Origin of the sequence: Pseudomonas fluorescens NCIMB 11764, from assembly GCF_000293885.2 — a bacterium.
GTDB classification, from domain to species: Bacteria; Pseudomonadota; Gammaproteobacteria; order Pseudomonadales; family Pseudomonadaceae; genus Aquipseudomonas; species Aquipseudomonas fluorescens_B.
This window is the reverse complement of sequence record NZ_CP010945.1, coordinates 4,244,272-4,270,424: the sequence shown is the minus strand read 5'-3', so window position 1 is coordinate 4,270,424 and position 26,153 is coordinate 4,244,272. Positions and strand designations below refer to the sequence as shown.

General features: G+C 53.2%; 22 protein-coding genes, 2 tRNA genes and 3 pseudogenes. 13 read left to right on the top strand and 14 right to left on the bottom strand.

What is annotated here, in order from left to right:
• Positions 1–84: 84 nt before the first annotated feature.
• Positions 85–171 (bottom strand) — tRNA-Leu (locus B723_RS19635).
• Between the two features lie 496 nt (positions 172–667).
• Between B723_RS19635 and B723_RS33710 the strand changes: the two are divergent.
• The 6 genes and pseudogenes from B723_RS33710 (at position 668) to B723_RS19615 (ending at position 4,931) form a co-directional block, all read left to right on the top strand.
• Positions 668–877, top strand: a pseudogene (locus B723_RS33710) (hypothetical protein).
• A 317-nt stretch (positions 878–1,194) separates the two neighbouring features.
• Positions 1,195–1,402: pseudogene (locus B723_RS19625) on the top strand (hypothetical protein).
• A 240-nt stretch (positions 1,403–1,642) separates the two neighbouring features.
• Positions 1,643–2,608, top strand: a complete 966-nt coding sequence (locus B723_RS32400; RefSeq protein WP_080995138.1) for a dCTP deaminase domain-containing protein — start codon at positions 1,643–1,645, stop codon at positions 2,606–2,608.
• Positions 2,586–3,179: a flavin reductase family protein gene (locus tag B723_RS32395; RefSeq protein ID WP_158488435.1), complete on the top strand. Its 594-nt coding sequence runs from the start codon at positions 2,586–2,588 to the stop codon at positions 3,177–3,179. Before B723_RS32400 ends, B723_RS32395 begins: the two co-directional genes overlap by 23 nt.
• 361 nt (positions 3,180–3,540) lie before the next feature.
• Positions 3,541–4,350 (top strand): hypothetical protein, encoded by an 810-nt coding sequence (locus B723_RS19620; protein WP_017339091.1) that lies wholly within the window; start codon positions 3,541–3,543, stop codon positions 4,348–4,350.
• 386 nt (positions 4,351–4,736) lie between these two features.
• Entirely contained in the window at positions 4,737–4,931 is a 195-nt protein-coding gene (locus B723_RS19615) for a hypothetical protein (protein ID WP_017339092.1), read from the top strand.
• 280 nt (positions 4,932–5,211) lie between these two features.
• On the opposite strand, the gene B723_RS19610 is transcribed toward B723_RS19615, so the two are convergent.
• The 5 genes and pseudogenes from B723_RS19610 to B723_RS33050 form a co-directional block, all read right to left on the bottom strand.
• On the bottom strand, positions 5,212–6,183 hold the full coding sequence (locus B723_RS19610) for a hypothetical protein (protein WP_017339093.1): 972 nt from the start codon (positions 6,181–6,183) through the stop codon (positions 5,212–5,214).
• A gap of 296 nt (positions 6,184–6,479) precedes the next feature.
• Positions 6,480–7,571 (bottom strand): S8 family peptidase, encoded by a 1,092-nt coding sequence (locus B723_RS19605; protein ID WP_080995136.1) that lies wholly within the window; start codon positions 7,569–7,571, stop codon positions 6,480–6,482.
• A 482-nt stretch (positions 7,572–8,053) separates the two neighbouring features.
• A complete protein-coding gene (locus B723_RS19600; RefSeq protein ID WP_017339096.1) occupies positions 8,054–8,617 on the bottom strand; it encodes a glycoside hydrolase family 19 protein in 564 nt (187 codons plus the stop codon).
• A 55-nt stretch (positions 8,618–8,672) separates the two neighbouring features.
• Positions 8,673–9,113: pseudogene (locus B723_RS19595) on the bottom strand (phage late control D family protein); the annotation flags it as partial.
• Between the two features lie 35 nt (positions 9,114–9,148).
• The gene (locus tag B723_RS33050) at positions 9,149–9,328 is read right to left on the bottom strand and encodes a hypothetical protein (protein ID WP_144425254.1); all 180 of its coding nucleotides are present in this window, start codon (positions 9,326–9,328) and stop codon (positions 9,149–9,151) included.
• 237 nt (positions 9,329–9,565) lie between these two features.
• On the opposite strand from B723_RS33050, the gene B723_RS19590 reads away from it, so the two are divergent.
• The 4 genes from B723_RS19590 (at position 9,566) to B723_RS19575 (ending at position 13,003) form a co-directional block, all read left to right on the top strand.
• The gene (locus B723_RS19590) at positions 9,566–9,820 is read left to right on the top strand and encodes a DUF4224 domain-containing protein (RefSeq protein ID WP_017339098.1); all 255 of its coding nucleotides are present in this window, start codon (positions 9,566–9,568) and stop codon (positions 9,818–9,820) included.
• 2 nt (positions 9,821–9,822) lie between these two features.
• Entirely contained in the window at positions 9,823–10,890 is a 1,068-nt protein-coding gene (locus B723_RS19585; protein ID WP_017339099.1) for a tyrosine-type recombinase/integrase, read from the top strand.
• Between the two features lie 292 nt (positions 10,891–11,182).
• Positions 11,183–12,169 (top strand): DUF3644 domain-containing protein, encoded by a 987-nt coding sequence (locus B723_RS19580; protein WP_031318966.1) that lies wholly within the window; start codon positions 11,183–11,185, stop codon positions 12,167–12,169.
• A 54-nt stretch (positions 12,170–12,223) separates the two neighbouring features.
• Positions 12,224–13,003 (top strand): Abi-alpha family protein, encoded by a 780-nt coding sequence (locus B723_RS19575; RefSeq protein ID WP_017339101.1) that lies wholly within the window; start codon positions 12,224–12,226, stop codon positions 13,001–13,003.
• Positions 13,004–13,352: 349 nt separating this feature from the next.
• Here the strand turns inward: B723_RS19575 and B723_RS19570 are convergent.
• The 5 genes from B723_RS19570 to B723_RS19550 all read right to left on the bottom strand — a co-directional run bounded on the left by B723_RS19570 (position 13,353) and on the right by B723_RS19550 (position 18,610).
• Positions 13,353–13,426, bottom strand: a tRNA-Cys gene (locus tag B723_RS19570).
• A 243-nt stretch (positions 13,427–13,669) separates the two neighbouring features.
• Positions 13,670–14,110 carry a CBS domain-containing protein gene (locus B723_RS19565; protein ID WP_017339102.1) on the bottom strand — a complete coding sequence of 147 codons (441 nt, stop codon included), beginning with the start codon at positions 14,108–14,110 and terminating at the stop codon, positions 13,670–13,672.
• A 40-nt stretch (positions 14,111–14,150) separates the two neighbouring features.
• Positions 14,151–14,528 (bottom strand): nitrite reductase small subunit NirD, encoded by a 378-nt coding sequence (gene nirD, locus B723_RS19560; protein WP_017339103.1) that lies wholly within the window; start codon positions 14,526–14,528, stop codon positions 14,151–14,153.
• Complete coding sequence (gene nirB, locus B723_RS19555) at positions 14,528–17,089, bottom strand: nitrite reductase large subunit NirB (RefSeq protein ID WP_017339104.1); 2,562 nt, start codon at positions 17,087–17,089, stop codon at positions 14,528–14,530. The genes nirD and nirB overlap by 1 nt, the downstream gene beginning before the upstream one ends.
• A 351-nt stretch (positions 17,090–17,440) precedes the next feature.
• Positions 17,441–18,610, bottom strand: coding sequence for a DUF1624 domain-containing protein (locus tag B723_RS19550; protein ID WP_031318967.1), 1,170 nt, complete (start codon positions 18,608–18,610; stop codon positions 17,441–17,443).
• Positions 18,611–18,904: 294 nt separating this feature from the next.
• On the opposite strand from B723_RS19550, the gene B723_RS19545 reads away from it, so the two are divergent.
• Both B723_RS19545 and B723_RS19540 read left to right on the top strand, forming a co-directional pair.
• The gene (locus B723_RS19545; RefSeq protein ID WP_017339107.1) at positions 18,905–20,644 is read left to right on the top strand and encodes a dipeptidase; all 1,740 of its coding nucleotides are present in this window, start codon (positions 18,905–18,907) and stop codon (positions 20,642–20,644) included.
• A gap of 282 nt (positions 20,645–20,926) precedes the next feature.
• Positions 20,927–22,183 carry an OprD family porin gene (locus B723_RS19540; protein ID WP_017339108.1) on the top strand — a complete coding sequence of 419 codons (1,257 nt, stop codon included), beginning with the start codon at positions 20,927–20,929 and terminating at the stop codon, positions 22,181–22,183.
• 68 nt (positions 22,184–22,251) lie between these two features.
• Here B723_RS19540 and B723_RS19535 read toward each other — a convergent pair whose 3' ends face one another.
• The 3 genes from B723_RS19535 to B723_RS19525 all read right to left on the bottom strand — a co-directional run bounded on the left by B723_RS19535 (position 22,252) and on the right by B723_RS19525 (position 24,920).
• Positions 22,252–22,716, bottom strand: coding sequence for a RidA family protein (locus B723_RS19535; RefSeq protein WP_017339109.1), 465 nt, complete (start codon positions 22,714–22,716; stop codon positions 22,252–22,254).
• A 78-nt stretch (positions 22,717–22,794) separates the two neighbouring features.
• Complete coding sequence (locus B723_RS19530) at positions 22,795–23,544, bottom strand: creatininase family protein (RefSeq protein ID WP_017339110.1); 750 nt, start codon at positions 23,542–23,544, stop codon at positions 22,795–22,797.
• A gap of 62 nt (positions 23,545–23,606) precedes the next feature.
• Positions 23,607–24,920 (bottom strand): MFS transporter, encoded by a 1,314-nt coding sequence (locus B723_RS19525; protein ID WP_017339111.1) that lies wholly within the window; start codon positions 24,918–24,920, stop codon positions 23,607–23,609.
• 135 nt (positions 24,921–25,055) lie between these two features.
• On the opposite strand from B723_RS19525, the gene B723_RS19520 reads away from it, so the two are divergent.
• Entirely contained in the window at positions 25,056–25,994 is a 939-nt protein-coding gene (locus B723_RS19520; protein WP_017339112.1) for a LysR family transcriptional regulator, read from the top strand.
• The last annotated feature ends 159 nt before the right edge of the window (positions 25,995–26,153 follow it).

Below are 26,153 nucleotides of genomic sequence, written 5' to 3'. Positions count from 1 at the left end.
TCGCGAATTGCGGAAATAATTTTTTGATTGCGGAAAAAAACTAAGGGCTTGCATGAGAAACCTCATGCAAGCCCTTGATATTCATGGTGCCCGAAGCCGGAATCGAACCGGCACGCCCTTACGAGCGGGGGATTTTAAGTCCCATGCGTCTACCAGTTTCGCCATTCGGGCGGTAGCGCGGTAAGCCGTCTGAAGCCTGGCAAATGAAGATCTGTCAGTTCTGACGCCTGTGCAGCAGAGGACGAAATATATACATCCCGTCCCGGTGAAGCAAGTTAGCAAATGCCCATTTCAAGACTAAATCTTGCAAGACACTGCAAATAAAAAAGCTCCGTAAATCATTGATCTACGGAGCTTGTTTAAAGTGGAGGCCGAGGTCGGAATCGAACCGGCGTAGGTGGATTTGCAATCCATCCACAATACAAGCTATTTCAATAGGTTAGCAGCTTTACCGTTCCGCAAGCTACTGATTTTTAACGGTCTGCATCCCACAGCTTTCAAGGAGTCCGTTTTGGGTTGCGGAACGGAATTTCTCCCCTGCTCTACCGCTCCAGAGCGCCACGTCGTGGATGCGTCCGAGGCTTGGCCTTAGCTGTTCAATCTGCTCCTCCCTAAGCATCGCTACTGTTTTCCCACCTGCTACGCTAAATTTTTTGGAGAAATCGCGATGCCGAACTCAGACCTACTCCCTTCCCTGCTGTTCAAGATCAATGAAAACCAACTCGCTCTTGAGGCCGCCATCATGGAAATCTCTAACTAGGCTGAACAACGAGGAGCAGGCGACGTAGCAGATAACGTGCGTGGGGCTCTGGATACGATCGACAAGAATGAGGAGTTCATCAAGCTGACTCTAGCCGTTCTCAAGTCGCCAGAATAAATAGTGCCGGTAGCTAACGGCCTGAAGCAGCGGCTTCAACCCGAAGAAGCAGGCCGATGATGGATTGGACCGATTAATCACCCCTCCCTTGAAAATACGGGCCAATAGGCCTGCTCTAAAATCCCCGTACCATTTTCGTACCAGCAAAATCTGCGGACCATCAAATACCTCCTCCACTCATGTCCGCTGTAGCAAATTTTAAGCAGCCGTTTTCGGCTCCAATCACGATCACTGTCGATGCTGTCAGATGCGTAACAACTTGCCTCCCGATCTCCAATTCAAGCTGCTACGCTTGCCTTTTCATGGAGGAAAAATTAATGCCCAATACAGACCTGCTCCCTTCCCTACTTTTCAAGCTAAACCAAAATCAACTCGCTCTGGAAGCTGCCATTGGAGATCACGAATTGGGTTGATCAACTCGGGGCGGCCGAGGTTGCGGAGAACGTCAAAGGCGCCCTGGCCGCGATTGATCGTAACGAGGAGTTCATCAAGATGACGCTCGCGGTTCTGATGACGCCGGAGTGACCGCTATCGACGTTGGATTCAATTGGGATCGTGGCCGTGGAGAAAATACACAAGGCTGTACATACGCGTGATGGCCGCTCCAGGCGATGAACACAGGCCTGTAATAACAATGCATGGTTTGCTGTGGTAGTGGCTGCTCTGAATCTGCTCTAAATTCTCCCTGAACCCCGCAAATTAACAAATTTATGCCAAACTTGCGCACAGGCCCCATAAACACACACAACCATAAAGAATCTATATATGCTCGACGAATCATACCCAGTTGGCATGTTAACTGACACAGATATCAAGAAAGCACTGCATGTTTTATTTTCCGAACACGCCGATGCAGTACGCGCTAAATATTCAACTTATGAAATCGTCCTAGACAAAGGATTTCAAGTAATACAATATTCAAACGCAGGAGAAGTTGAAAGACTAGATCGATCCCCTGAAAATGGTATCATTGCAGTGGCCCCGGGTGAAACAGTGCTTGTTTTTTCAAAGGAGTATTTTTCATTACCACATAATGTATATGCTCGAGTGAATACAGTTGGTCAGATTTTTTTAGCTGGATTTTCGGCTGAAAATACCTACGTTGATCCTGGCTTTCAGGGCCAAATTTCAATTACACTTATAAATAACTCAAGTCGCGTACTTTCGATGGAGCAGGGGGCGCCCTTAGCTAGAGTTGAATTTATCAAGCTATCTAAAAAACCAGAGAGAACTCATTCGGGTCGAAAAGGTGTGCGTGAGTCCAAGGTAGTTCCTTCGATTGATTCAAGCTCAGCAGATACTTACAAGGCATTAGACCTGCTTGTTTTATTAAAACAAATTGAAACATCAATCAGCGTTGAAGCCATTCAGAAAAAATCGATACGAACGGATATTGCATTAACTCGAGCTTATATAAAGCTTGCCGAGGAAGTTGGCACAAGTCGCGAGCAAATTCGTGTTCATGATGAAACATTCAACCTTCAAGATAAATTATTAAAACGCAGTCAGCGCCTTGCTGCCTTCGCACTCGCTACTGCCGTAGCTCTTTGGCTAGATAAATTAGGATTTACCCAGTGGGTTGTGCAATCCATTACAACCATAGGTAGCGATAACACAAAACCAACCTACTGGCTCAATGTCGTCGTCAACATTACTTGCTCAGTGGCGGCCACGCCAATATTCTCCTTTCTTCTGGGGCGCTACCAAAATGCAAGAACTAAAAAGAAATAAATTTAGAGCGCTGTACCAACCCAGCAAATTACTTCTTGGAATTATACCCACGGATTCTCCAAGTGAATTCAATATAATAGCGCTATGCTTCACCATGACTTGCTCTTATAAGCCACCCATGATTGCCGTATCATTCGAAAAGAAAAATTTTTCATACGAATTAATGAAATCCGCTTCAAATTTTGTATTAGCGGTTCCAGGAGAGTCACTGGCCGAGCAGGCCATGAAGTGTGGCTTACTCAGCGGAAGGACGGCAAATAAATTTCATGAGTGTAGCTTTACCAAGCAACAACTCCCCCACACTAACGTGCCTGGAATATCTGAGGCAATAGCTAATATAGAGTTATCTGTAGAGTCTCGACTCATCACGGGAGACCATCTAACTGTAATAGGTCGAGTTGTCGGCTACCATGTAAACCCCAAAAACGTAGAGAAAAACTTATTAGCTATCGGCCCCAATATTCGAGGTTATAAACTATTAGTACGCAAGGGACTTCATCGTATCGCGGTAATCCAAGGCCATAGTGATGATTTCATAGACGGCTTTAAGCTAGATCGAATACTTTCATAGTTAAACAGATTTCCATTTTACTTATCCTTATAACTACTTCTTGATAGACTGTCACACCAACCCATGGTTGGAGTGGAAAGAATGTAGTCGATGGACAGTTCTAATGGGCAAGACATGGACAGGGATTCGAACCCCTTCTCGTTTTCGCGCATACCGGTATAGGCCAGAAATATTGGGAAAACGAGCGAACCTTAGCAGCCTTTGGCGGCCTACTGCGGCCCATGCCATGCCCTAAATATGCCCTAAGCAGCAGAGTCAAGCGAGCCTCAAAGCGCATCGCTTGGCATGTAAGGCAAAATGCAATTATTCTCGATGATCGATCATCTAAAAGCGGAGCAAGCCTTTTGCCAGGCTAGATAATATGGACATATCAAATCTAGAGAAATATCGGAAAGATTTAGATGCTCTTTTGAAGGAAGCCGACAACCTATCGTTGTGTTTGCTATACGAGGCTTCCCCTGACCAAATCCGGAAAGCCGTCCTTAGCTCGTCCAAAGGTGATCAGGAGAAAGCCGATAAATACTTGAATGGCTTACCATCATTCAAAAAGGCCTACCATCACTGGTACTCCGAAGCCGTCACACTGGTGAAACAGCTCTTGCCAGACCGCCTCAATGACTTCATTCGGCTATACGAGCGCCCCAAAACGCGAAAGACTCTTGACGCTGAAACCTATCGTATCGAAGACGCTTGTCAGGGCCTGCAGACAAGCAGGTACGGCGAAGTGCAAGCAAGCATCAGAACAGCTATTCCCCTACTTGATCAACAGATCGCCATTGTAGAGTCAATTAAGCGCCGATTCGAAAGCTCACTTTTCGAAATTAAGCAGTTGGTACAGGCCGACCTCTACGATTCAGAGCTCGATACCGCGCGCGGGCTACTGAAGTCTGGCTTCGCTCGCGCTGCTGGTGCGATTGCAGGCGTGGTACTGGAAGGCCATCTCAAAGAAGTTAGAGACAAGCACGATCTACCAAAAAAGCTGAACACGATTACCCCCATCATTGATGCGCTGAAGGCAGCCAATATTATTGAACTGCCCCAGCATCGCCAGATCCAGTTCCTAGGGGATATACGTAACAAATGCGGTCATAAGAGCTCCAGTGATCCTACAGCGGAAGAGGTAACCGACCTCATAAACGGCGTAGACAAGGTCATAAAGACAATTTTTTGAAGCACATTTAAGAAGGTCTCTGCCTTTTTCGATTCCAATCTTGTGGTCTGACTATATCAAACGCCAATTGTGCTGGGGCATGTTGGGATTTCGGCCCGAAATGCCCCTGGGCATTGGCTTTAAAGGTGATTCACAATAGTTTGTATAAATGCGTACTTGGCATTGGATGGCATGATTAGGCGTACGGTTTGCCCCATCCTTTGCCCCATCCTCCAATGACCAATGCCTCCATCTATCCTTCGAATGCACGATCGCGCTAGGCAACCCTATGATTGCCAATATAAAATTCTTCGTTAGGTTTCTTCCGCGTGTAGATTCAACCGGTGTCGACAAACGAGCTGCTACGCTTTCCTCTCCACAGAGGAAACACAATGTCGAACTGAGACTTGCTCCCTTCCCTGCTTTTCAAGATCAACGAAAACCAACTCGCCTTGGAAGCCGCCATCATGGAGCTCACTAATTGGGTCGAACAACGCGGTGCAGCCGAGGTCGCGGAGAACATCCGAGGCGCCCTGGTCGCGATTGCTCGCAACGAGGAGTTCATCAAGATGACGTTCGCGGTGCTGATGACGCCGGAGTGACTGCTATCGGCTGTGAATTCAACCGGACGATGCAGCTTTCGAATCCAGAAGGCGTTAAGGCCTGCCGTCACCCATATTACGATCCTTCCTGAGCAATGTCGCGTTTTCCACCGCTGCTTCTAAACTAGGAAAAAGGGCTTACAGGACGAGTGGGAGCGTTATACGTCGCGCATCGACCACTTATGGCATACCACCGCATCAAGAAAAAAATGAAGACAGCGGGAACAGATTTATTTTTGTACGTATTACGTAGAAAAATAAATCCGCCCTCTATTCCTTGTTACTCTTCGCAACCTAGGGAGTCGATATCTGATTGGTTCCCCGTTTTAATGGCGACCATACAATTTTTCACCTTTTGCTCCCGGAGCGCTAATTGTACCTCTTGAGTTAGCGCTTCCGCCTTGTTCTCATCAGCAGTTTTAAAGCTTTCGAAAATCCTCCCAACAGCTCCGAAGTACGCCCCAATAATATCAGCTGGAAGTTTAAAGAGCGCCACCAATTCTCCATCTGTGGTTTGATCATATTTATTTGGAACTCCGTCGACAAATCCGAAATCCGCCTTATTATCCGAAAAAAACGTTCCCGATACCGGCATAAAATATGTCGGAGAACCGGAGGGAGAAAACACAATCGTCGATTTACTTATAGCGCTACCAGTTACCGTAACCTGATATGGGATATTTTGTCTGTAAAAGATACCAGAAACTTTTTCACCCCCTTTCTTAACAGTCCCAAGGCCGTCGGTCTTACTCAAAGGCGTTATTTTAAAAGACACTCCGCAGGCATCTGGAGGGTTTGCACCACCAGGATGAATGATAAAACTATGCTCACCAATACTGCATTGCGGAGCAGCTCCCAGAGGTGCAAGGTAGCCCAATGTTTCCGCTAAATTAATAAAAGCCTGATTCACACCACTTGTTGTTGTGGACTTAGTAGACTGAAGCAATCCGTTCAACCCAACTCCAACATTCAACTCATTTTTCCCAAGCAAGTTATTTTGATGCTTAAGTACAAATTTTTCTGACAGGTCCGGATATGCGGCAGTTTCCGAAATATCTATTCTATCGACCTCTCTAACTTTGCCCTCACCTTTCTCAGCTATATTAACCACCACCAAAATTTTCTTTTCAGGCATATAATATATCAAGCCATCCGTATCTTTTTCTTCTGGATGCTTTATTGACTTAATACTAGAGCACGAAAGCTGGAGAAGTAGTGGTATAAATATAATCACAGCTATTCCATTTTTCATTGCATACCTCTCTGATTGTTTTCCATTCAATACTTTAACACTAGTTAAAGCAGTCGCTCGCAACCAATGAGATGTACTGCTGTAAACTTCCGCGCTCCGCCTAGGAATCGCAAAGCGGAAAGCGCACTATCCAGTGCACATCCCTATCAAATATTGCCAAAGCACTAAAAACATCAAATAGCCTCTAAACGACCTAACTACTTCTACAATTCTTTACACCTAAACAAGGCATGAAAGCAAACTCAACCGCCCCAATGAGACAACGCCCTATCAACAGCAACAACTTCACTACAGACTTATGCCGCCCCAAGTTTCACATATCGATCTAGAGCAACAAGCGACTCGAATGCATTGACCCGTGGATACTTACGCTGCGTATGCTTCACATTATCGGCCTCATCGTCGCCATCAACTATCCATGTCGAGGTGGATCGCAATACTTCCTGTAGCAGAGTTACAGGTGGGAGTTCACCAACCAGCCTTTGGTAGTGTTGCTGCAGCAAGAGGATGATCCCAGCCACAGTTGGAGCGGCCTGGCTGGTGCCGTCTTGAATGGAAGTGGCGTGATCATCTTCGGCGCCAGCCGATGTAGCTGCCCCCCCCGCGGAAAAAACGTCGGTATAGCACTCAGGGCTCGTTTCTTTAGATAGCCTCTGGGTATATGGAGTAATTTGATCAGCATGAGTCGTAAAAGCGACAGCACCGCCCTCATAAGATCGCTCGCCAACCGACGAGTCATATACAGCTCCAACCGATATTGCCTCTCGAAAAATAGCTGGAATGCTCATACCCTCACTTTCAAACTCTTTGAAGCTGTTACCTGCTGCGAAGACAACCGCGATACGTTTGGCATGAAGGGACTTTAGCAATTTATGTAGTTCAGGAAATTGGATTCTTGCTGCCTCATCGCTCTCAAGGTTGATACCAGGGACACCTAACGATAAGTTGACAACAGATATACTAAGTCGCTCAGCGTTATCATCAATCCATTTAAAGGCATCCAAGAGTGGATCAATTGTCATCGCCGGAAAAACCTTGAGGGGTATTATCGAGACCATAGGGGCAATGCCTCGACGTTCATCGTTTGTACCTGCTGCGATAAGCCCAGTGACATTGGTTCCATGCCCATTGTAATCTGTAACCTTCGACGGATCAGAATCATCATCCCCAGTAAAATTACGCCCCTCGACAACACGACCAGCAAAGCACTCATGTGTCACTCGAAGGCCTGTATCCAAGACAGCCACGGCCAAACCACTTCCGTCAACCTGAAAACTTTTTCGTGCTAGGGGCACGCCTAACAATGCATCAATCCCAATATCGAACGGTGTAAAAAGAGATGGTTTGACTGTACGAGGAATTGCTGGCGCGGGAATAAAAAAATTCATCTGGTGCTCCTAACATCATTTGAATTATGATAAATCCTTACCTTGCTTAGCAACAGGTCCCTTTATTCCGACCCAGAAAATAAGTTTCCAATAGAAAAAATATCTTCTGACAAAACCATATAGACTAACAAAACAAATCATCAATAAGCTTTGAACTAAAACATCACTCAAACCTTACACTACGCCTCTTCCTAATTTATTATTTTTCCTCTCATGAAAAGCTAGCTGAGTCTTCTAGAAATGCAACTGAGCGCCAAATTATTTTTATTTCTGCAATTCTATTAAGCCTTAGAGGGTTACGCCGCCGACGAACACCGCAAAATTACCTCCACTTCTCTTTTTGTAGCTCTGACAGAGTCGAAGTCATGGTCAATACGCCAAACCGCACGAAACCACGTCTTAGCGCTCTCTGGGCAAGCGATGCAACAATCCGCCCAAAGCCGCCAACTTTCACCCTCCGCTCAACCGATACGGTGTAGGGATCAGATCGACGAGATGCATAACACTGCCCTCGCACGCTCCCACAGCTGCAACCGATCCGCCAAACCATTGAGACCGCCGTTGATCTTGCGGGTGATCGCCTCGAACTCATCCCGATCTGCCAGAGCATTCAGCTCCCGTACGCACCAGAACCACGCGGCCGACTCGGCAGCCCATTGCGGCAGCTCGAGCAGCTCAGGCGTACGAAGCAAACGCTCATCACCGAATAGCGCCAAACTGCAGCGTAGGTAGTTGCTATGGCCAGTTATCTGGATCAGGCCACGACCGCGATAACGCTGGCCATCGCCGTCGGCTTCAGGGGTATTACCTAAGCGCGCGGCCAGGGTGCCGGTGTCGTATTTGCTCAGGTATTGATCGCCTCCCAACTCGCGGACGTACTGCAGCTGACCGGATTCGTGCCCCACCTGGGCGAGGAACACGGCCTGGCGTTTCGGCGTGTTGATTTGCCGGTGGGCCATGGCGGCATTTAGAGCGGAAACAAAAACGCCCGCTTGGCGGCGGGCGTTGGGCATGATGCGTTGTAGCTGTTGTTCGGTAATGGACATACAAACTCCAGGCATAAAAAAACCGCACGCGGCGGATTGTGGAAGCGCTGTGAAGCTATGCGAGACTGACAACTTTGACCGGCTTCACCTCCTTCTTTTTCTTGCCTTCGGCTTTGGCTTTACCCTTGTTGCCGCCGTTGCACTCGACTGTGGTCGACCAGCCGGCTTGGGTGTAAACCTGCTCAACGGAATCCGCCAGATATTCGCCATCAAGCCCGACCTTGAACCCCAGGGCATTGATCGGCCGCTCGGCAAACAGATCCGTGCGGCCCGGCATTTCGAAACGCACCCCTGCGCCGGAGCGGTTGAACGCCGCCAAGCGCGCCTTCGCAGCAGACTCAGCGGCGGTCTTGTTCGGGTGAATGTGCCGGTCGGTGTGCACCGAGGGGAGACCGTCCGGAATATCGTCATTGTCCAGGGACACCACGGCGAGCTTTCCGCTTTTCTTGTCTTGGTGTTTGGTGGCGACCTTTCCGTGCGTGTTGCGATCGCCCATCGCACGCGGTGAAAAAGTTGTGCGCTACACCGAACTCACCATTGCTTGTGGGAAGAGGACTTGCCGTGGTGCTCGGTGACCTTGCCGAAATGGGGAATGACGCGCGATGGGGTGTTATCGGAGCGGCTGACTTTGGAGCGCCCCACCAGCGAAACCGGATCTGGCTCATCGCAGAAGATACCCGCCAGTCGGTGGCCAACTCCCGTGGCCAGCATGGCAAAGGGATCGTCCCCTGCCGCGCTGACTCGCAAATCGGGAGCCGACCGGTCGAAGGATCGACTCGATCACGCGGTGATGGCATTGGATGGTGGTCATCTGAACCCGGAATGGGTCGAGTGGCTAATGGGATGGCCTATCGGGTGGACCGACTTAAGGCCCTTGGCAACGGACAGGTTCCAGTCGTGGCTGCGAGAGCATTCGAATTGCTCTCCGCTAGCTGACAAGGAGGCAGCATGAATACAGCAAACAAATTCCAGCTCTCAAGCGAGACGCTGACAGAAGATGAGCTGACCGTCATTACGGGCTACAAGGCTCCGTCCTGCCAGCGTCAGTGGCTGCAACGCAATGCTTGGAACCACGTGCTCACCGCCGCACAACGCCCCGTCGTAGGACGCGTGTACGCCCGCCTGAAGCTAGCCGGGGTAACGCCATCAGAAACCAATGCTGTGGCTGAAACGTGGTCTCTTGATCTATCCCGTGTGAGTTAACGATGCGCCAGAAGAAAACAGCAAACCGAGATCTGCCGCCTCGGATGATCCGACGAACCCGCGCGCGAAAGAACGGTAGCATCTGGGTGGGCTACTACTACAACGGCCGGAACGCCGACGGTAATAGAGTGGAGATCCCGCTCGGCAGCGATCTCGATGAAGCTAAAGTCGAATGGGCACGTCTGGATCGCAAAGCCACACCCAAACCTGCTCATCTAATGGGCAGGTTATTCGATGATTACGAAAAAAGGGTCATCCCTAGGCTGAAGCTCGGCACCCAAAAGGACTACTTGAAAGGTCTCAAGCAACTACGCAACGCGTTCGACTCAGCCCCTATCGACGCTGTCACTCCACAAGTGATTGCCCAGTATCGTGACGCCAGGACAGCGAAGGTACGTGCTAACCGCGAGATCGCCCTCCTCTCGACTATCTTCACCTTCGCCCGCGAATGGGGACTTACGGAAAAGGCAAACCCCTGCGCCCGCCTTCGCAGAAACAAAGAGACACCCCGCGACTTCTACGCTGGCCAAGTTGTTTGGGATGCGGTTTACGCCGAGGCTCCGCCCGAACTCAAGGACGCGATGGACCTGGCCTATCTGACCGGCCAGCGCCCAGCCGACGTGCTCAAAACCTCTAAAGCCGACCTCAACAACGGATTCCTGATGGTAAGCCAGGGCAAGACTCAGAAACGCTTACGCATACGCCTACACGACGGGAATGTCGCATCAAATCTAAGCACCTTCCTTGATGCTTTGCTTGAGCGAAAAGCAATCGCCGGCATCAGAAGCTCGAGCCTAATCACCAACCAAGCAGGCCTGAGAATGAGTTACGCCATGCTGAGAAATCGGTGGGATGAAGCCCGAGAAAATGCAGCAGCGAAAGCGGCGACCAAAGGTGATGCAACGCTTGCGGCTGCTATACGCCAGTTCCAATTCCGCGACATTCGCCCAAAGGCTGCCAGCGAAATTGATGACATTGATCATGCTAGCCGGCTGCTTGGCCACTCGTCGCAGGAAATGACGAAAAAAGTTTATCGCCGTGTTGGTGAGATCGTCGGACCCACAAAATAACTATGGGACGTAACGTGTCGCTACCAGCGTCCCTGAAAGGCAGATTCCGCCTATGAATGACTGTGACATGTTGCGATTCTCATTTATTTTCGGCGATCTTTCTCTCAAATACGGCAAAATTTACACAGCGGTGACTACTGAGCCTTCATTCATTCGCTCATTCAAAAGGACGAAAAGGGCTGTATTTTTGCAATAATTAGTGGGGTGACATGACTCGCCTTGAATTTATTGAACGCCTAACAGAAACTGGCGCCAGCACGCTTTCGATGCACTCTGTCAAGGAAGTACGAGCATGAAATCACGTTCGCGAAGCATGTTAGACAAATCTATATCTGCAATGCTCTCAGCTATGGAAATTTACAATAAGCCGGACTTTAAATACCGGGAAGAAAGTTTCTCAGTACTATGTATCAATGCTTGGGAATTACTATTCAAAGCAAAAATACTCAGCCTTTCGAGCAACAAAACGGCCTCGCTTTACTCAATGGAATATCGAACACTTAAAAATGGCGATAAATCTAAGCTTCCTAGACCGAGAACCAATCGATCTGGCAACCCAATGTCTATTAGCATGTTTGAAGCATTTCGAATAATAACAGAAGAGTTTGGGAGCAAGATAGAGAAAGCTGTTATTGACAACATAACCGCACTGAGCGAAATCAGAGATAACTCAATTCACTTTATTAATGACGACCTTCTGCTAAGTTTAAAAATACAAGAACTTGGCAGCGCATCACTGCAAAACTACGCAAATATTGTTAAAAGCTGGCACGGCGACATTCTTTCAAAATACAACTTTTACTTGATGCCCATTTCATTTTTTAGAGGATTCGACGAAGCACCAGGAATCATGCTTAACCCAAAAGAAAAGAAAGTACTAGACTATATCAATCAAATCGAAAAAACTTATGATGACGATGATATCAGCTCTTACAATCTGACATTAAGAGTTGACATAAAATTCCAGAAAGTAAAAAGTGACGCCGCTTTACCGATCCAATACTCTACAGATAGCAACGCAACAAAAATAATCATCACAGAACTAGACATATCTGAAAAATATCCATGGGACTATCAAAACCTTACTACTCGCCTGAGTCGTCGATTCAAAGATTTCAAACAAAATAATAGTTACCACACTATTCGCAAAGCATTAGAGACAGACGAGAAATTTGCACATAAGCGCTACCTTACGCCAGGAAGCACTACCGGAATTCCAAAGGTGTTTTACAATCCGAATATCCTAAAAGAATTCGATGCACACTATGAGAAGTTTTAGTACGACATTAAAACTCAATACGCTGTCGACCTTTTACATCATTGGAAATGAACCATGGATGAAGAACTGATTGCAAAGTTACTGCCTTCGGCAGACAAAGTTTACGAAGACGTTGGAAGCGAGGCTGCCAAAGAGGTAGGAGGTCTTCTGACTGATGTCGTGAAGACCTTCCGACTTATATTTGCCCCCATCCAGTACACCGCTTTTCTGCAAGACACACTTAAGGTGCACCTTAAGAAATCTCTACGAAAAGTGTCAGAAGAAAATTTGATCCCGCCTGTACGATCCTTGGCGTTACCGATACTTGAGCAGCTAAAGTTTCATGAAGACGGTATCTTGGCAGATCTCTACATCAACCTATTAAGTTGCACCATGGATCGAGAGCGTGTTTCTTACGCTCACCCGGGCTTTATCAATATAATTTCCCAAATGGCACCGGACGAAGCCCTACTTCTAGAGCAACTGTCCGGCAATGAAGGAAAAATTTACATTCGTTGCGCTGACCAGAGCGGATACCACTACGCTCCTCTTGAGAAAGAGCGCCAGACGCTATACGCGAATATGATTTACGATGAGTCGATCGAGGCGCGCGTCGAGCCACATATGGCCAAACCAGAGAGGCTAGCGTCTCCCGACCTCTTTTTAACGTACGTTGAGCATCTGGTCGCGTTAGGTATTGTTCAATACACAAACGAAGACAAAGTATATGTTTCAGCTGGCGTGTCACGGCTTGGAATGCAAATTGATAGTTTCGTAGTCAGATTGTCGAAGTTCGGAATATTATTTCACACCGCATGCATGGAAGACCCTAGCTTCGGTAGTGCATATGATTAATTTAAGAACAGATCTGTAATGCGAATAAAAAACGTAAAAACAAATCAACGGTCTGGGGTGAGTCAGACAGTCAGCCTTTGCTCCAAGTGATAAGCGTCCTGAAACCGGATCTCATACGGTCTCGTAGCACATCTTTTCAATGCCGAATAGCTGGGTAACTTTTTGGGAGCGTTGGCGGGCGCTCCATTTTACAGTTAATGAAGAGCGTGGATGATCAGAGCCCAATTTTTATCACTGATAGACCTATCGTCCGCAGTTGCGGAACGCCGCCTAAAAATTGCGGAACACTTCACTTTTCTGAAGGCAATAAAAAACCCCGTAAATCACTGATCTACGGGGTTTTTAAGAGTGGAGGCCGAGGTCGGAATCGAACCGGCGTAGGTGGATTTGCAATCCACTGCATAACCATTTTGCTACTCGGCCTCAAACATCTGATGTCATGTAGCACAACACCCGACGCGTACAAACTTGGAATTAGACACTAGATCTAACCCCTTGAAAACATTGAGCTTTTTCAGCCGTCAGTGCTTTCGATGGCGTGAATTATGTACTGATTTCCGAAGGCTGGCAACCCCTTGATTTCAAAAAAAATTTGTCGGGCGCTTTGCAGGTTTCGACAAAGGCCCAACGATCTCTTACGCGCGCCACAACGGACCGCCGGCCCGCTTAGTGCCCACGAATGTAGTACTCCAACTGCCGAATCAAATCGGCCTGCTCGACAATCGCTTCTTTGACCAGATCGCCAATCGACAACAAACCGATCAACTCGCCGCTATCGACGACCGGCAAATGGCGCAGGTGGCTGTCGGTCATGACCGCCATACAACGTTCAATGCTCTGCTGGCTGTCGGCTGTCACCACCGGCGCGCTCATGATGTCGCGCACGGGTGTGCCGACCGAGGAGCGTCCCTGCAGAACGACCTTGCGCGCATAGTCGCGCTCGCTGATGACGCCGACCACCTGCCCCGCTTCGATGACCGGCAGCGCGCCCACATTCTTCTCGGCCATCATTTTCAGCGCTTCAAGCACCATCTGGTCCGGCGCAATGCTATGCACGTGCTGGTTTTGCACGACTTTCAGTTTCAGCAGCTGTGCGGCTGTTTTCATGGATGCCCCCGCTATCGTTGCTCATTGCCGATGCTTGAACTCAAGCCACGCCGACTTCCACTACGCCGCCGTTCAGCCGTACCGGCCAGACCCGCAGACGCTGTTGCGGATACTCCAGGCAACTGCCGTCCTCCAGCCGGAAATGCTGTTTGTAGATTGGTGAAGCGACAACGAGATCACCCTTGATGCTGCCCACCAATCCACGACCAATGACGTTCGCCCCGGATTGCGGATCATGGTTGTCGATGGCATAGAGGCTCCGACCCTCGGCGCCCGGCAGGTAGAACAGCGCCACTTGGGCGCCATCGAGCCAGACGACAACGCCGGAGTTGCTGACCAGATCCTGTTGCGCGCACACCGATTGCCACACCTCAGTGTTGGCCAGGGCATTGATGCGTTGGGTATTGAACTGGCTCATCAGGCAATCTCCTCGGTGACAGGGATAAGGTTGAGTTCGGCTGCCATGATCGGGCGCCGCTGACCACGTTCCTGGACAAAGTGGATGTCCGGGTCCGGGCGTTTATCGTTGACGAAGGTGCGGAAGCGCTTGAGTTTTTCCGGATCCTTGAGCGCGTTGGCCCATTCGCATTCATAGCGGTCGACCACCAACTGCATCTGCGATTCGAGCTCGGCGCCGAGCCCGAGGCTGTCGTGGATGATGACGTCCTTGAGGTAATCCAGGCCGCCCTCCAGGCTTTCTCGCCACACCGAAGTGCGCTGCAGTTTGTCGGCGGTGCGGATGTAGAACATCAGGAAGCGGTCGATGTAGCGGATCAGGGTGGCGTCGTCGAGGTCGGTGGCGAACAGTTCGGCGTGGCGCGGGCGCATGCCGCCATTACCGGCGATGTAAAGGTTCCAGCCTTTCTCGGTGGCGATCACGCCGACGTCTTTGCTTTGGGCTTCCGCGCATTCGCGGGTGCATCCGGACACCGCGAATTTGAGCTTGTGCGGTGAGCGCAACCCCTTGTAGCGATCCTCGATGGTCAGGGCCATTTGTACGCTGTCCTGCACGCCGTAACGGCACCAGGTGCTGCCGACGCAAGACTTCACCGTCCGGGTCGATTTGCCGTAGGCATGCCCGGTTTCAAAACCGGCTTCAATCAACTCGGCCCAGATGTCCGGCAATTCATGCAGCTGTGCGCCGAACAGATCGATTCGCTGGCCGCCGGTGATTTTGGTGTAGAGGTCGTATTTCTTCGCCACCACACCGATCGCGATCAGTTTGTCGGCGGTGATTTCGCCGCCGGGAATGCGCGGCACCACCGAATAAGTGCCGTTTTTCTGCATATTGGCCATGAAGGTGTCGTTGGTGTCCTGCAACGGCACCAGCGAGGCGTCCATGATCGGCTGGTTCCAGCACGAGGCCAGGATCGAACCCACCGCTGGTTTGCAGACATCGCAACCGGTGTGGCCACGGCCATGTTTGGCCAGCAGTTCTTCAAAGGTGATCACCCCTTCTACTCGCACCAGCGCATAGAGCTCCTGACGGGTGTAGGCGAAGTGTTCGCAGAGGCTTTTGTCGACACTCACACCCCGGGCAATCAGTTCATGCTCGAAGACTTGCTTGAGCAAACCGGCACAACCACCGCAGCCGGTGCAGGCCTTGGTCTGCGCCTTGAGCAGACCGAGGTCGGTGCAGCCACCGTCGATGGCCGAGCAGATGGAACCCTTGGTGACGTTGTGGCACGAGCAGACCGTGGCCGACTCGGGCAATGCACCCGGGCCCAGGGTCGGTGCGCCTTCGGAGGACGGCAGAATCAGGCTGGCCGGTTCCGACGGCAAGGCTATGGCGTTCTGCATGTACTGCAGCAGCGTGTCGTAATAGCTGTTGTCGCCGACCAGCACCGCGCCGATGACGTGCTTGCCGGAGGCATCCACCACCAGCCGCCGATAGCTGGCCGTGGTTTCGTCGATGAACTGATAACTGCGCGCACCCGGCGTGTGGCCATGCGCGTCGCCGATGGAGCCGACGTCGACGCCCAGCAGCTTGAGTTTGGTCGACATGTCGGCACCCAGAAACGGTTCGGCCACGTCGTTGCACAGTCTTGCCGCCACACCGCGCGCCATCTGGTAGCCCGGCGCGACCAGGCCGAACAGGCCGCCATTCCACGAGGCACACTCGCCAATGGCGTAAATGTCCGGGTCGCTGGTCAGGCATTCGTCGTTGATCACCACGCCGCCGCGCGGGCCGATCTCCAAGGCACAGTGGCGGGCCAGCGCATCTTGTGCGCGGATGCCGGCCGAGAACACGATCAGGTCGGTTTCAAGAAACTCGCCGTTGGCGAAATTCATGCGGTAGCGATACTCCTCGCCCGCACTGATTGATTGAGTGGCGCGCGACAGATGCACACCGACGCCCAGTCTTTCGATCTGCGACTTGAGCGCAAGCCCCCCCATTTCGTCCAGCTGCACCGGCATCAGGCGCGGGGCGAACTCCACGACATGCGCTTCCAGACCGAGACTTTTCAGCGCATTGGCGGCTTCAAGGCCCAGCAGGCCACCGCCGACCACCACACCGCGGCGGGCGTTGGCAGCGGCGGCACGGATGGCGTCGAGGTCTTCAAGGGTTCGATACACCAGACGCGAATCGCCTTCGGCACCTTCGACGGGCGGCACAAACGGATAGGAACCGGTGGCCAACACCAATTTGTCGTAAGGGATGCAGCCTTGCGCGGTAATCACCTGGCGCCGAGCGCGGTCGATTTCCATCACCGGCACACCCAAATGCAGGGTGACGCCCGGCGTCTGGTAAAGCGATGCATCGGACAGCGCCAACGATTCGGCGTCGCGCCCCGAGAAGTACTCGGACAGATGCACACGGTCGTAGGCACGCATCGGCTCCTCGCTGAAGACGTGCAGCCGATACTGGTCAAGAGCGCCCCGCTCGATCAACTGCTCGACGCAATGATGTCCGACCATGCCATTGCCGATCACGATCAGCGTTTGCACTTTGTTCAACGCGGCAACATTGGAATTCATAAGAAGCACCCGGCTAAAACGGTTCAAAAAGCAAAAAAAAACGCCTGAAACCTTGCGGTTCCAGGCGTCTTTGCCTGTTCTTTTGCGGTGTTAGCACCAGACGTCTATGCCTGATCCACCGATGTTGCCCACGAATCGATCGTCGTTGACCGAGGGGGCTGCCCACTCGACTGCTTTCAGGGTGGGCCTGTTCGGTGTGTTGCAGTGTTTGTGCCAGATCGCAAAAGTCGCGCTTGGGGGCGGTCTCTCTGACGTTTTGGTATTGAATTCACCGGAAAAACAGGCCGCTCTTGCCTTCGCATAGTGCAGCGAGATGCAGCACGGCTTTATAAAAGTGCACAAATGCCGTCATCAGAGATACTTGAGCCAGGCGATGTCTCGACGTCGAGCCTTCAATAACGAGAACCAACTGACCGGGCGATAAAGCGCAATCGCCAGCAACATCGCCACCAGCCAGACCGCACCTATCGACGTGAAACCAAACCACGCCCCCTGGTTCAAGCCGAACAGCGCGACAGCGATGACATACAAAACCTTCAGCGCGTACAGGTGCAACAGATAGAAGAACATCGGTGCCGACCCGAACACCGTCAACGGACGCAGCCACTGGCGCTTCTGCACACGCTCAAACCATAGAAGCAGCAAACACCCAGCGCTGACAGTCAGTGCAACAAACAGCAGCGACGGTGGGTATTTGGTGATGTTGAAAAAACTCATCAGCGTTTGCAGGGACGTCTCGCCCACGCTCCAGGCCTTTTCGCCATAACCGTTGAATAGCCGCAACGCAACGAATCCCGCCAGCCCGGTGACACCACCGACCAGCAGCAGGCGTTGACGCACCCTGGCGTCCGCCGTACGCCCGAACCACGGTCCCATGGCATATCCCAGGCCGATCACGCCAATCCACGGCAGCACCGGATAGGACGTGCGCAACCGAAATCCTTCGGCCAGTTCGATCCAGCCGCGATCATGGAGAATCGCCCAAGGCACGTGCATTGCCGACTCGACAGGAAAGTGCAGAGCGTCCAGCAGGTTGTGGCCGGCGATGATCGCCAGGCTCAGGAACAGCAACACCGGACGCGGTAGCCAGACCAATAACGACAGCGCAATCATGCTCAGGCCAATGGCCCAAATCACCTGCAGGTAGATCACCGTCGGCGGAAACTGGAACGTCCAGGCAAAGTTCACCAGAGTGAACTCAAGCACCACCAGAAACAGACCGCGCGTGAACAGAAAACTGCAAACGTCAGCCTTGCCGGCGTATTTCTCACCGTAGAGCCAGGCCGACAGACCGGTGAGCAGCACGAAGACCGGCGCACACAGATGGGCGAGTGTGCGGCTGAAAAACAGCGAGGGTTCGGTCGAGGCAATGTCCATGGGATCGGACACCTGTCGATGCAGGAAAAAGGTTTCGCGGACGTGGTCGAGCAGCATGAACAGAATCACCATGCCTCTCAATGCATCAATGGAAAGGAGCCGGCCGACGGCCGTGCCGGTAGAACGAGGAGGCGCAATGGTCATGGAGGTTTCGCAACAAGGGTTGGATAAACATGTCCCGCAGAACAGATTGCCGCGCACCTTATATTGTTACCCTATAACATCTCAAACCAATTTTTAATTTGCACACATCTTGTAAAACTCGTCACGAAAACGGCCCCGAGTTTCTTTTTCATATCTGCGCCGCTTTTGCATGGCTGTGCGACAGATCCCGCTTCAGGGCTCCCCTGTTGCGCCGCCGTGGTGGTAGGTTGGAAACGTTTTGTTTCATTAATCAGACACTTCTAACTCACTCCCTGCAAAGGAATGCCCATAGCAATGGACTTCTCACTCAAGCACCTGGCCGCAACAACCCTGATGTTGGCCAGCCTTTCATCGTTCACCACGGCCGCGCACGCCAACATCACCCCGGAACAGAGCGCGACCATCCTCAAGACGTTCAGTGACGCATCGGCCACCGATTTCAGGCAGTTCCTGACAGGCCTGGCCAAGACCGACCTGGCCAAAACCGATGGCCTGGGCGCAGCAATCAGCGCCTTCCTGGACAACAAGTCCCTTTCTGCCGACCAGCAGAACGAAATTCATCGCCTGCTGGGGCTCTATGCGCGGGTGAAGTACGGCAGCGCCGCCACCGAGACGCTGCGTGAGCTGGTGGCCATCCCGACCTTCAACGTCGACGGCGTTGCCCAGCACGACAACCCTGAATTCATCAAGATCGCCGACAAGATCAAGAGCCTTGCCCAGGCCTTCAACCTTAACTTCCGCAACATCGACAACCGCGTCTATGAGATCTCCCTCGATGGCACCGGCGATGAAGTGGTCGGCATTCACGCCCACGCCGACGTGGTGCCCGTGACACCGGAGAACTGGGTTCTGGAAGACGGGACCAAACTCGATCCGTTCAAGGTCACCCTGATCGGCGACCGCATGTATGGCCGGGGCACCGAGGATGACAAGAACGGCATCGTGGTAGCGCTCTACGCCATGAAAGTGATCAAGGAAGAGAAGCTGCCGCTGGCGAGGAATTTCAAGCTGTTGGTCGACACCACCGAGGAAACCTCCGGCGACGCCATCCCGTACTACTTCGAACACAACCCGACACCCAACTACAACCTGGCGCTCGATGGCGGCTACCCGGTGGTGATTGCCGAAAAAGGCTACGGCACCGTCATGGCCAATTTCCCCAAGCGCAAGGCGGACGGCAAAGGCGCTGAAATCGTCTCGATGACTGGCGGCCTGGCCACTAACCAGATCCCGTCGGCTTCGGTCGTCACGCTGCTGAGTGACAAGCCTGCCGAATTGGCCAAAAGCCTGCAGAAGGCCGGTGCTGAGTTTGCCAAGCGCAATGGCGGCAATTTCAGCGTGAACGCCAAGGTTGACGGCAAGGACGTCAAGCTGACGGTCACCGGCGTTTCCGCCCACTCCTCCGAGCCGGAGTCAGGCGTCAACCCGGTTTCCAGGATGCTGGTCTTTATCAATGGCCTCGACGGCAAGGTCGCGCTCAAGCACAACCACATCACCGACGCCGCCCGCTACGCCGCTGACAACTGGGGCCTGGATTACCTCGGAGGCAAACTGGGAGTCGGTTTCTCCGATGCCTTCATGGGCCCGCTGACCACGTCCCTGACGTTTGTCGGGATGGATGAAAAAGCCTTCAAGCTTGCGGTCAACCTGCGCGTGCCAAAGGGCAAGTCCCCGGAAGCGCTCAAGGCCGAAATCGCCGACAAAATTGGCGCCTGGAGCAAGAAGTCCCGCGTTGCAGCGACTTTCGATTATTCGATTGCCGAGCCGATGTACCGCAACCCTGAGGGTGAATGGGTAAAGGCCCTACTGGCCGTGGCCAGCGAAAACCTTGGCATGAAACACGAGTACGGCACCTCCGCCGGCGCCACCTCGGTTCATGAATTGCCCAATGGCGTGCAGTTCGGCCTGGCCCGGCCCGAGGTCAAATACACCGGCCACACCGACAACGAGTTCAAGACCGTCGACCAGTTCCTGCTGGACCTGCAGATCGTGACCGAAATGATGGGGCGCATCGGGCAATTGCCGAAACTCTGATCCACTGTCGGACCCGCCGTTCTGGCGGGTCCATCTTTTGTCCCGCCTTTTCTGAAAGCAGCCTTTTCATGCCTTCGCACCATCGTTGCCTCCAGAGCAACGATGTCTGAATAAAGTTGCTCTTGCTGCCATTGGCCAATGGAGCGAGCATCGCTCTCGACACCGCAGCAACGTCAAATACCGCACAGCTGACGGCTGTCCCTACCTCCCCCGTCCTACTCGCAAGGCCCTCGAAAGAGCGTCTACGGCGGAGTCATGTCTAATAAAAACAAGAGTCAAAATATGACAAAAGATCGAGGCAAACTGTGTGTGCTGTTCTTCACAGGAGCTGGCGCCAACCTCGCCCACGCCGCCGACAGCGGGTTCGTTGAGCAGTCCACTGCAACGCTGACAACCCGAAACTATTTTTTCAGCAGAGACTTCTCCGACATCCGAGGTTCGGAAAAATCGATGGCCCAGGAGTGGGCGCAAGGCTTCATCCTCAACTTCAAGTCCGGTTACACGCCCGGGCTCGTGGGATTTGGCCTGGATGCCACCGCCAAGTTCGGCATCAAGCTCGACAGCAGTCCGGACCGGGTCAACTCGGGGTTATTACCGGTGAAGGACGACGGCCGTGCCGCTGACAACTATGGCCGCCTCGGGTTGGCGGCCAAGATGCGCGTTTCCAAAACGGAACTGAAGGTCGGTGAACTGCAACCCAATATTCCTTCGCTGGTTTTCAGCGATATCCGCCTGCTCCCCCCTGCCTATCAAGGCGCGAGCATTACCAGCAGTGAAATCCCCGGCCTGACACTGCAAGCCGGGCACCTGACTTCTACGACCCTGCGCAACGAGGCCGGCGAGAGCAAACTGCAGGCCTTGCTGGGTAACAAGCCGCAACGCCAGGTGTCGAGCGATGCCTTCAACTACGTGGGCGGCGACTACGCGTTCAACAGTAATCGCACCACCGTGAGTGCCTGGCACTCCCGACTGGAGGATATCTATGAGCAGGACTTCTTTGGTTTAAAACACAGTGTGCCGGTGGGAAGTTGGGTGCTGGGGGCCAATCTGGGTTATTACGACGCCAAGGAAACAGGTCGCAAACGGGTGGGCAAGGTCGACAACCAGGCCTTCTTCTCGCTGCTATCGGCCAAACTTGGTGGTCACACGTTCTATGCCGGTTACCAAGGGATGTACGGCGACAGCCCCTTTCCTCGCGTGTTTCTCAATGTCAGTGCACTTGGCAACGAACTGCCGACCTACGAGTTCGTCTCCACCCATGAGCGCTCCTTTCAACTGCGTTACGACTATGACTTCGCGGCCCTCGGTGTGCCTGGGCTGCTAGCGAGCACGCGCTATGTCACCGGCGACAATGTGAAGACCGGGATGGGTTATGAGGGCAAAGATTGGGAGCGTGACCTGGACCTCAGCTACACCTTTCAGTCCGCCCCGCTGAAAGGCCTTGGCGTGCGAGTGCGCAACGCGATGGCGCGCTCCAACTACCGCACGGATATCAACGAGAACCGGTTGATCATCAGTTACACCTGGACGCTGTTCTAAGCTCTATTACGGACTGTGGGGGCGAATGGCCTCGCCCCCACGCATCACCTTTCACCGTTAGCCGATCTTCAACGGACTTCGACGGTCATCTCTATTTCGACACAAGCCCCCAACGGAATCTGAGCCACACCGAATGCCGAGCGTGCGTGTTTTCCCTGATCGCCGAACACCTCGGCAAACAGCTCCGAGGCGCCGTTAGTGACCAGGTGCTGCTCGGTGAAACGGGAAGTTGAATTCACCAGACTCAGCACTTTGACAATCCGCACGACCCGATTCAGATCACCAACGTGAGCCTGCAGCGTCGCCAGCAAGTCGATGGCCGTCGAACGCGCGGCCGCATAGCCCTCCTCTGTCGTCAGCGTTTCGCCCAGTTTTCCAGCCCAGACGTTGCCTTCCTTTTTCGCAATATGGCCGGACAGGTAAACGACATTGCCACTCTGCGCACTCATCACATAGGCAGCGGCGGGAGCGCCGGTGGTAGGTAACTCGATACCGAGGTCTTTCAGGCGGGTATAAACGTCGCGTTCAATCATGGGATTTCCTCGAACAGGATGTGCCAACGCCCGGAACTTCCGGGCGCTGGTCAAGTTGAAAAGTCTGAATCCGATGGGTTAACCGGGAATCGATTCGCGGCTGAAGGCATCGAGTTCCTGCACCAGGCTCTGTGCTGCCAGCATCACCAGTTCGCGGCCTTTATCCGGACTGGCCAGGGACGGATCCGACCCCATGCGGCCATCCGGATGACGTGCGCGGAAATCGAGCGCTTCGCGGATAGGCCCCCACGGCGCGATCTGCGGCGAGTACTGGGCGGACTTGATGGCGTCCGGGTAAGCCCATTGGGTGACGGCAATTTCCGAAGGTGTGGCATGAATGCCGTGGCCCGTAGGGAATTGATCTCGCGCCAGATCACCTACCCCTTCCAGATCCCACCAGTTGCACAACTTCAGCGCGAACCCTGCAGGGCGTCGTGCGAAGCTGGCTTCGGCGTAGAGCTCCGAGAACGCCGCTTCAATGGAGGCAACGTTGCCGCCGTGGCCATTGAGGAAAAGGATTTTCTCGAACCCGTGAGCGGCCAGCGAACGTACCCAGTCGCCAATCGCCGCGATGAACGTCGACGGGCGAAGTGAAATGGTCCCGGGGAAACCAAGATGGTGTTGCGCCATGCCGATGTTGAAGGTCGGAGCGATCAGGATGTCTGCTGAATTCTGCGCTTCGCGTGCAATGATTTCGGGACACATCCAGTCGGTCCCAAGAAGACCGGTCGGACCGTGTTGTTCGTTGGAGCCGATCGGGATCACGATGGTGCGGCTGCGTTCAAGGAATTGCCCGATCTCGGCCCAGGTCGATAGGTGTAAAAGCATGTGGGTTCTCTCTTTAAAAGGGTTCCTTTCGGAACTCGATTGATCAAGGGGAAGGCGGTTGATCAACCCGCACTGAATTCAGAAACCGAGCTATCACGAGGGCGCGGTTTGGTGGAAAGAATCACGAATGCTGCGCACAGGAACACGCAGCCCACAATGACGATGCCGAGATTGGCACTGCCGGTTGCCGTTTTTGCCCAGCCAATCACCGCCGGTCCCCAGAAGCCGCCGGACAGACCGATGGTGTTAATCAAGGCGATACCGCCCGCCGCCGCATCGCCCTTGATGTGCTCGGACGGCATTGCCCATAGCACGGTGTAGGCCATGAACATCATGGCGGTTGCCAGGGTCAGCAGGACCAGCGACGCCATCAGGTGACCGTCGGCAAAGGGGTACATGAGCAGCAGGATTGCGCCAATGCCCGCAGGGATTGCGCAGTGATAGCGTCTTTCACCGACCCGGTCGGACCGGCGCCCTATCCAGTACATGCCGCATGCCGCTGCGACGTAGGGAATCGCGGCATACCAACCCAGCTGCATGGTGTCGTTGACGCCCTGGGCCTTGAGGATGGCTGGCAGCCAGAAACTCATCGCGTAGATCGAAAAGATGATGCAGAAATAGGCTGACGCCAGGACGTAGATTTTCGGGTCGCGCAACACCGCCCGGAATGAATGGACGTGTCCCGTCGATGCACCGAGTTCACTCTCCAGCAGTTTTCTTTCTTCGCCACTCAGCCAACGGGCTTCCGAGGGCCGATTCGACAGAATGAAATAGGTCAGGATGCCAAGAAACACGCAAGGCAGGCCTTCAATCAAGAACATCCACTGCCACCCGGCCATGCCGCCAACGCCCTCAAACGTGGTGATCAACCAGGCTGACAGTGGACCGCCCACAATCCCGCCAACGGGGCCGGCGATGAACACGATCGCAATGGCCCGCGCCATACGCTTCGGGCCATACCAGCAGGACAGGTAATAGATCATGCCCGGCGCGAAACCGGCTTCGAATACCCCCAGCAGAAAACGCATCGCATAAAACATCGGCACGTTACGCACGAACAGCATGCAAGCCGAAGTGATGCCCCAACACACCAGAATGCGGCTGAAGGTTTTTCGCGCGCCCACCTTCGGCAACATCAAGTTGCTCGGCAACTCGAACAGCACATACCCCAGAAAGAAAATCCCTGCGCCCGCACCGTAGGCCGCATCGGAAAGTCCGAGATCATGTTGCATCTGCAGCTTGGCAAAGCCGACGTTGATCCGATCCAGATACGCAAAGACGTAGCAAATGAACAGGAGCGGCAGCAGCCGCCAATTGAGCTTGCGGTAAAGGGCGGAAGTGGCATCACTGCCTGCCGGTGCTGAAAAGGTTGACATGCGACTCTCCGATTATTCTTGTGGGTCTGCGTTCTTGCCAAAGAATGTTGCACCGACACCTCAGCCCCAGCAAGAGCAACTAAGTTCGTGTATCGTTGCTCTACAGGCAACACACACCCATTTACGGAGCCCTGCATGCGCGAGATCAACCAACAACGGTTGCGGTATTTTCACGAGGTGCTGGTCCACGGCTCGATTCGCGGTGCAGCGGACAGCATCAATACGTCGCCCTCGGTGATCACGCGCCAGATCAAGCTGCTGGAAGAGGAATTGGGGGCGAAGCTGTTCGAGCGTCAGGCCCGTGGTGTCCAGCCCACCGAGGCCGCGGCGCACTTGCTGGAGTTCTGGCGAGGTTATCGCTCACATCAGGAGAAGCTCGAAGACCAGCTCCAGGCGATCAAAGGCCTACAGCAGGGCCATGTTCGAGTGGTGATCAGCGAGGGGTATGTCGATGCACTGGTGGACAACGTGCTCGCACCGTTTTGCAAACAGTACCCCAAGCTTGATGTCAGGCTGGACATCCTGCCCGTGGACGACGTGCTGAATGAAGTCGCCGAAAACCGTGCGCATATCGGCCTTGCCTACAACCCCCCTCTGCATTCGCACATCGATTATCGCGCGACGTCATCGCAGCCGGTGATGCTGCTGGTCCGACCCGATCATCCGTTGGCATTGAGAGGCGGACCGGTATCCATCGAGGAGATACTCACCTGCCAACTGGTGTTGACGCCCACCTCATTCGGAATCGGTCACGCGATAAAAATGCTCGAGTACGCCGAAAAGATCGACATCCGACCGGCACTGGTCAGCAACTCTCTCGCTGCGCTCAAGCGCATGGTGGCCTCCGGAGACTTCGCTTCATTGCTCGGCGAATTCGCGGCCTATCGGGAAATCGCCAAGGGCAGCCTGGCGGCGGTATCGATCGACCATCCGCTGTTTCTGGGGGTTGAGGCGAAACTGCTGGTGAAGTCCGGCCGACCTCTGGCCGCGCCGGCTCAGGAGTTGCTGAACTGGATGTTGCAGCGCTTGCCGATGTTTATGCCTGAAGACAAAACTACATTGGCTTCACGGTGACCTCAGCGTTGCTTTCTGATGTGCTCGATGCGGTCCACTCAATCGTGACCTGCCGCAACGCATCGACAGCGGCTAAGCTCTTGCGATTGATCCCGATTCTCCCGAGGGGATTTCCGTGAGTTCCGCGCCCCTGTCCGAACTCGATGCCGCCCTGCTGGG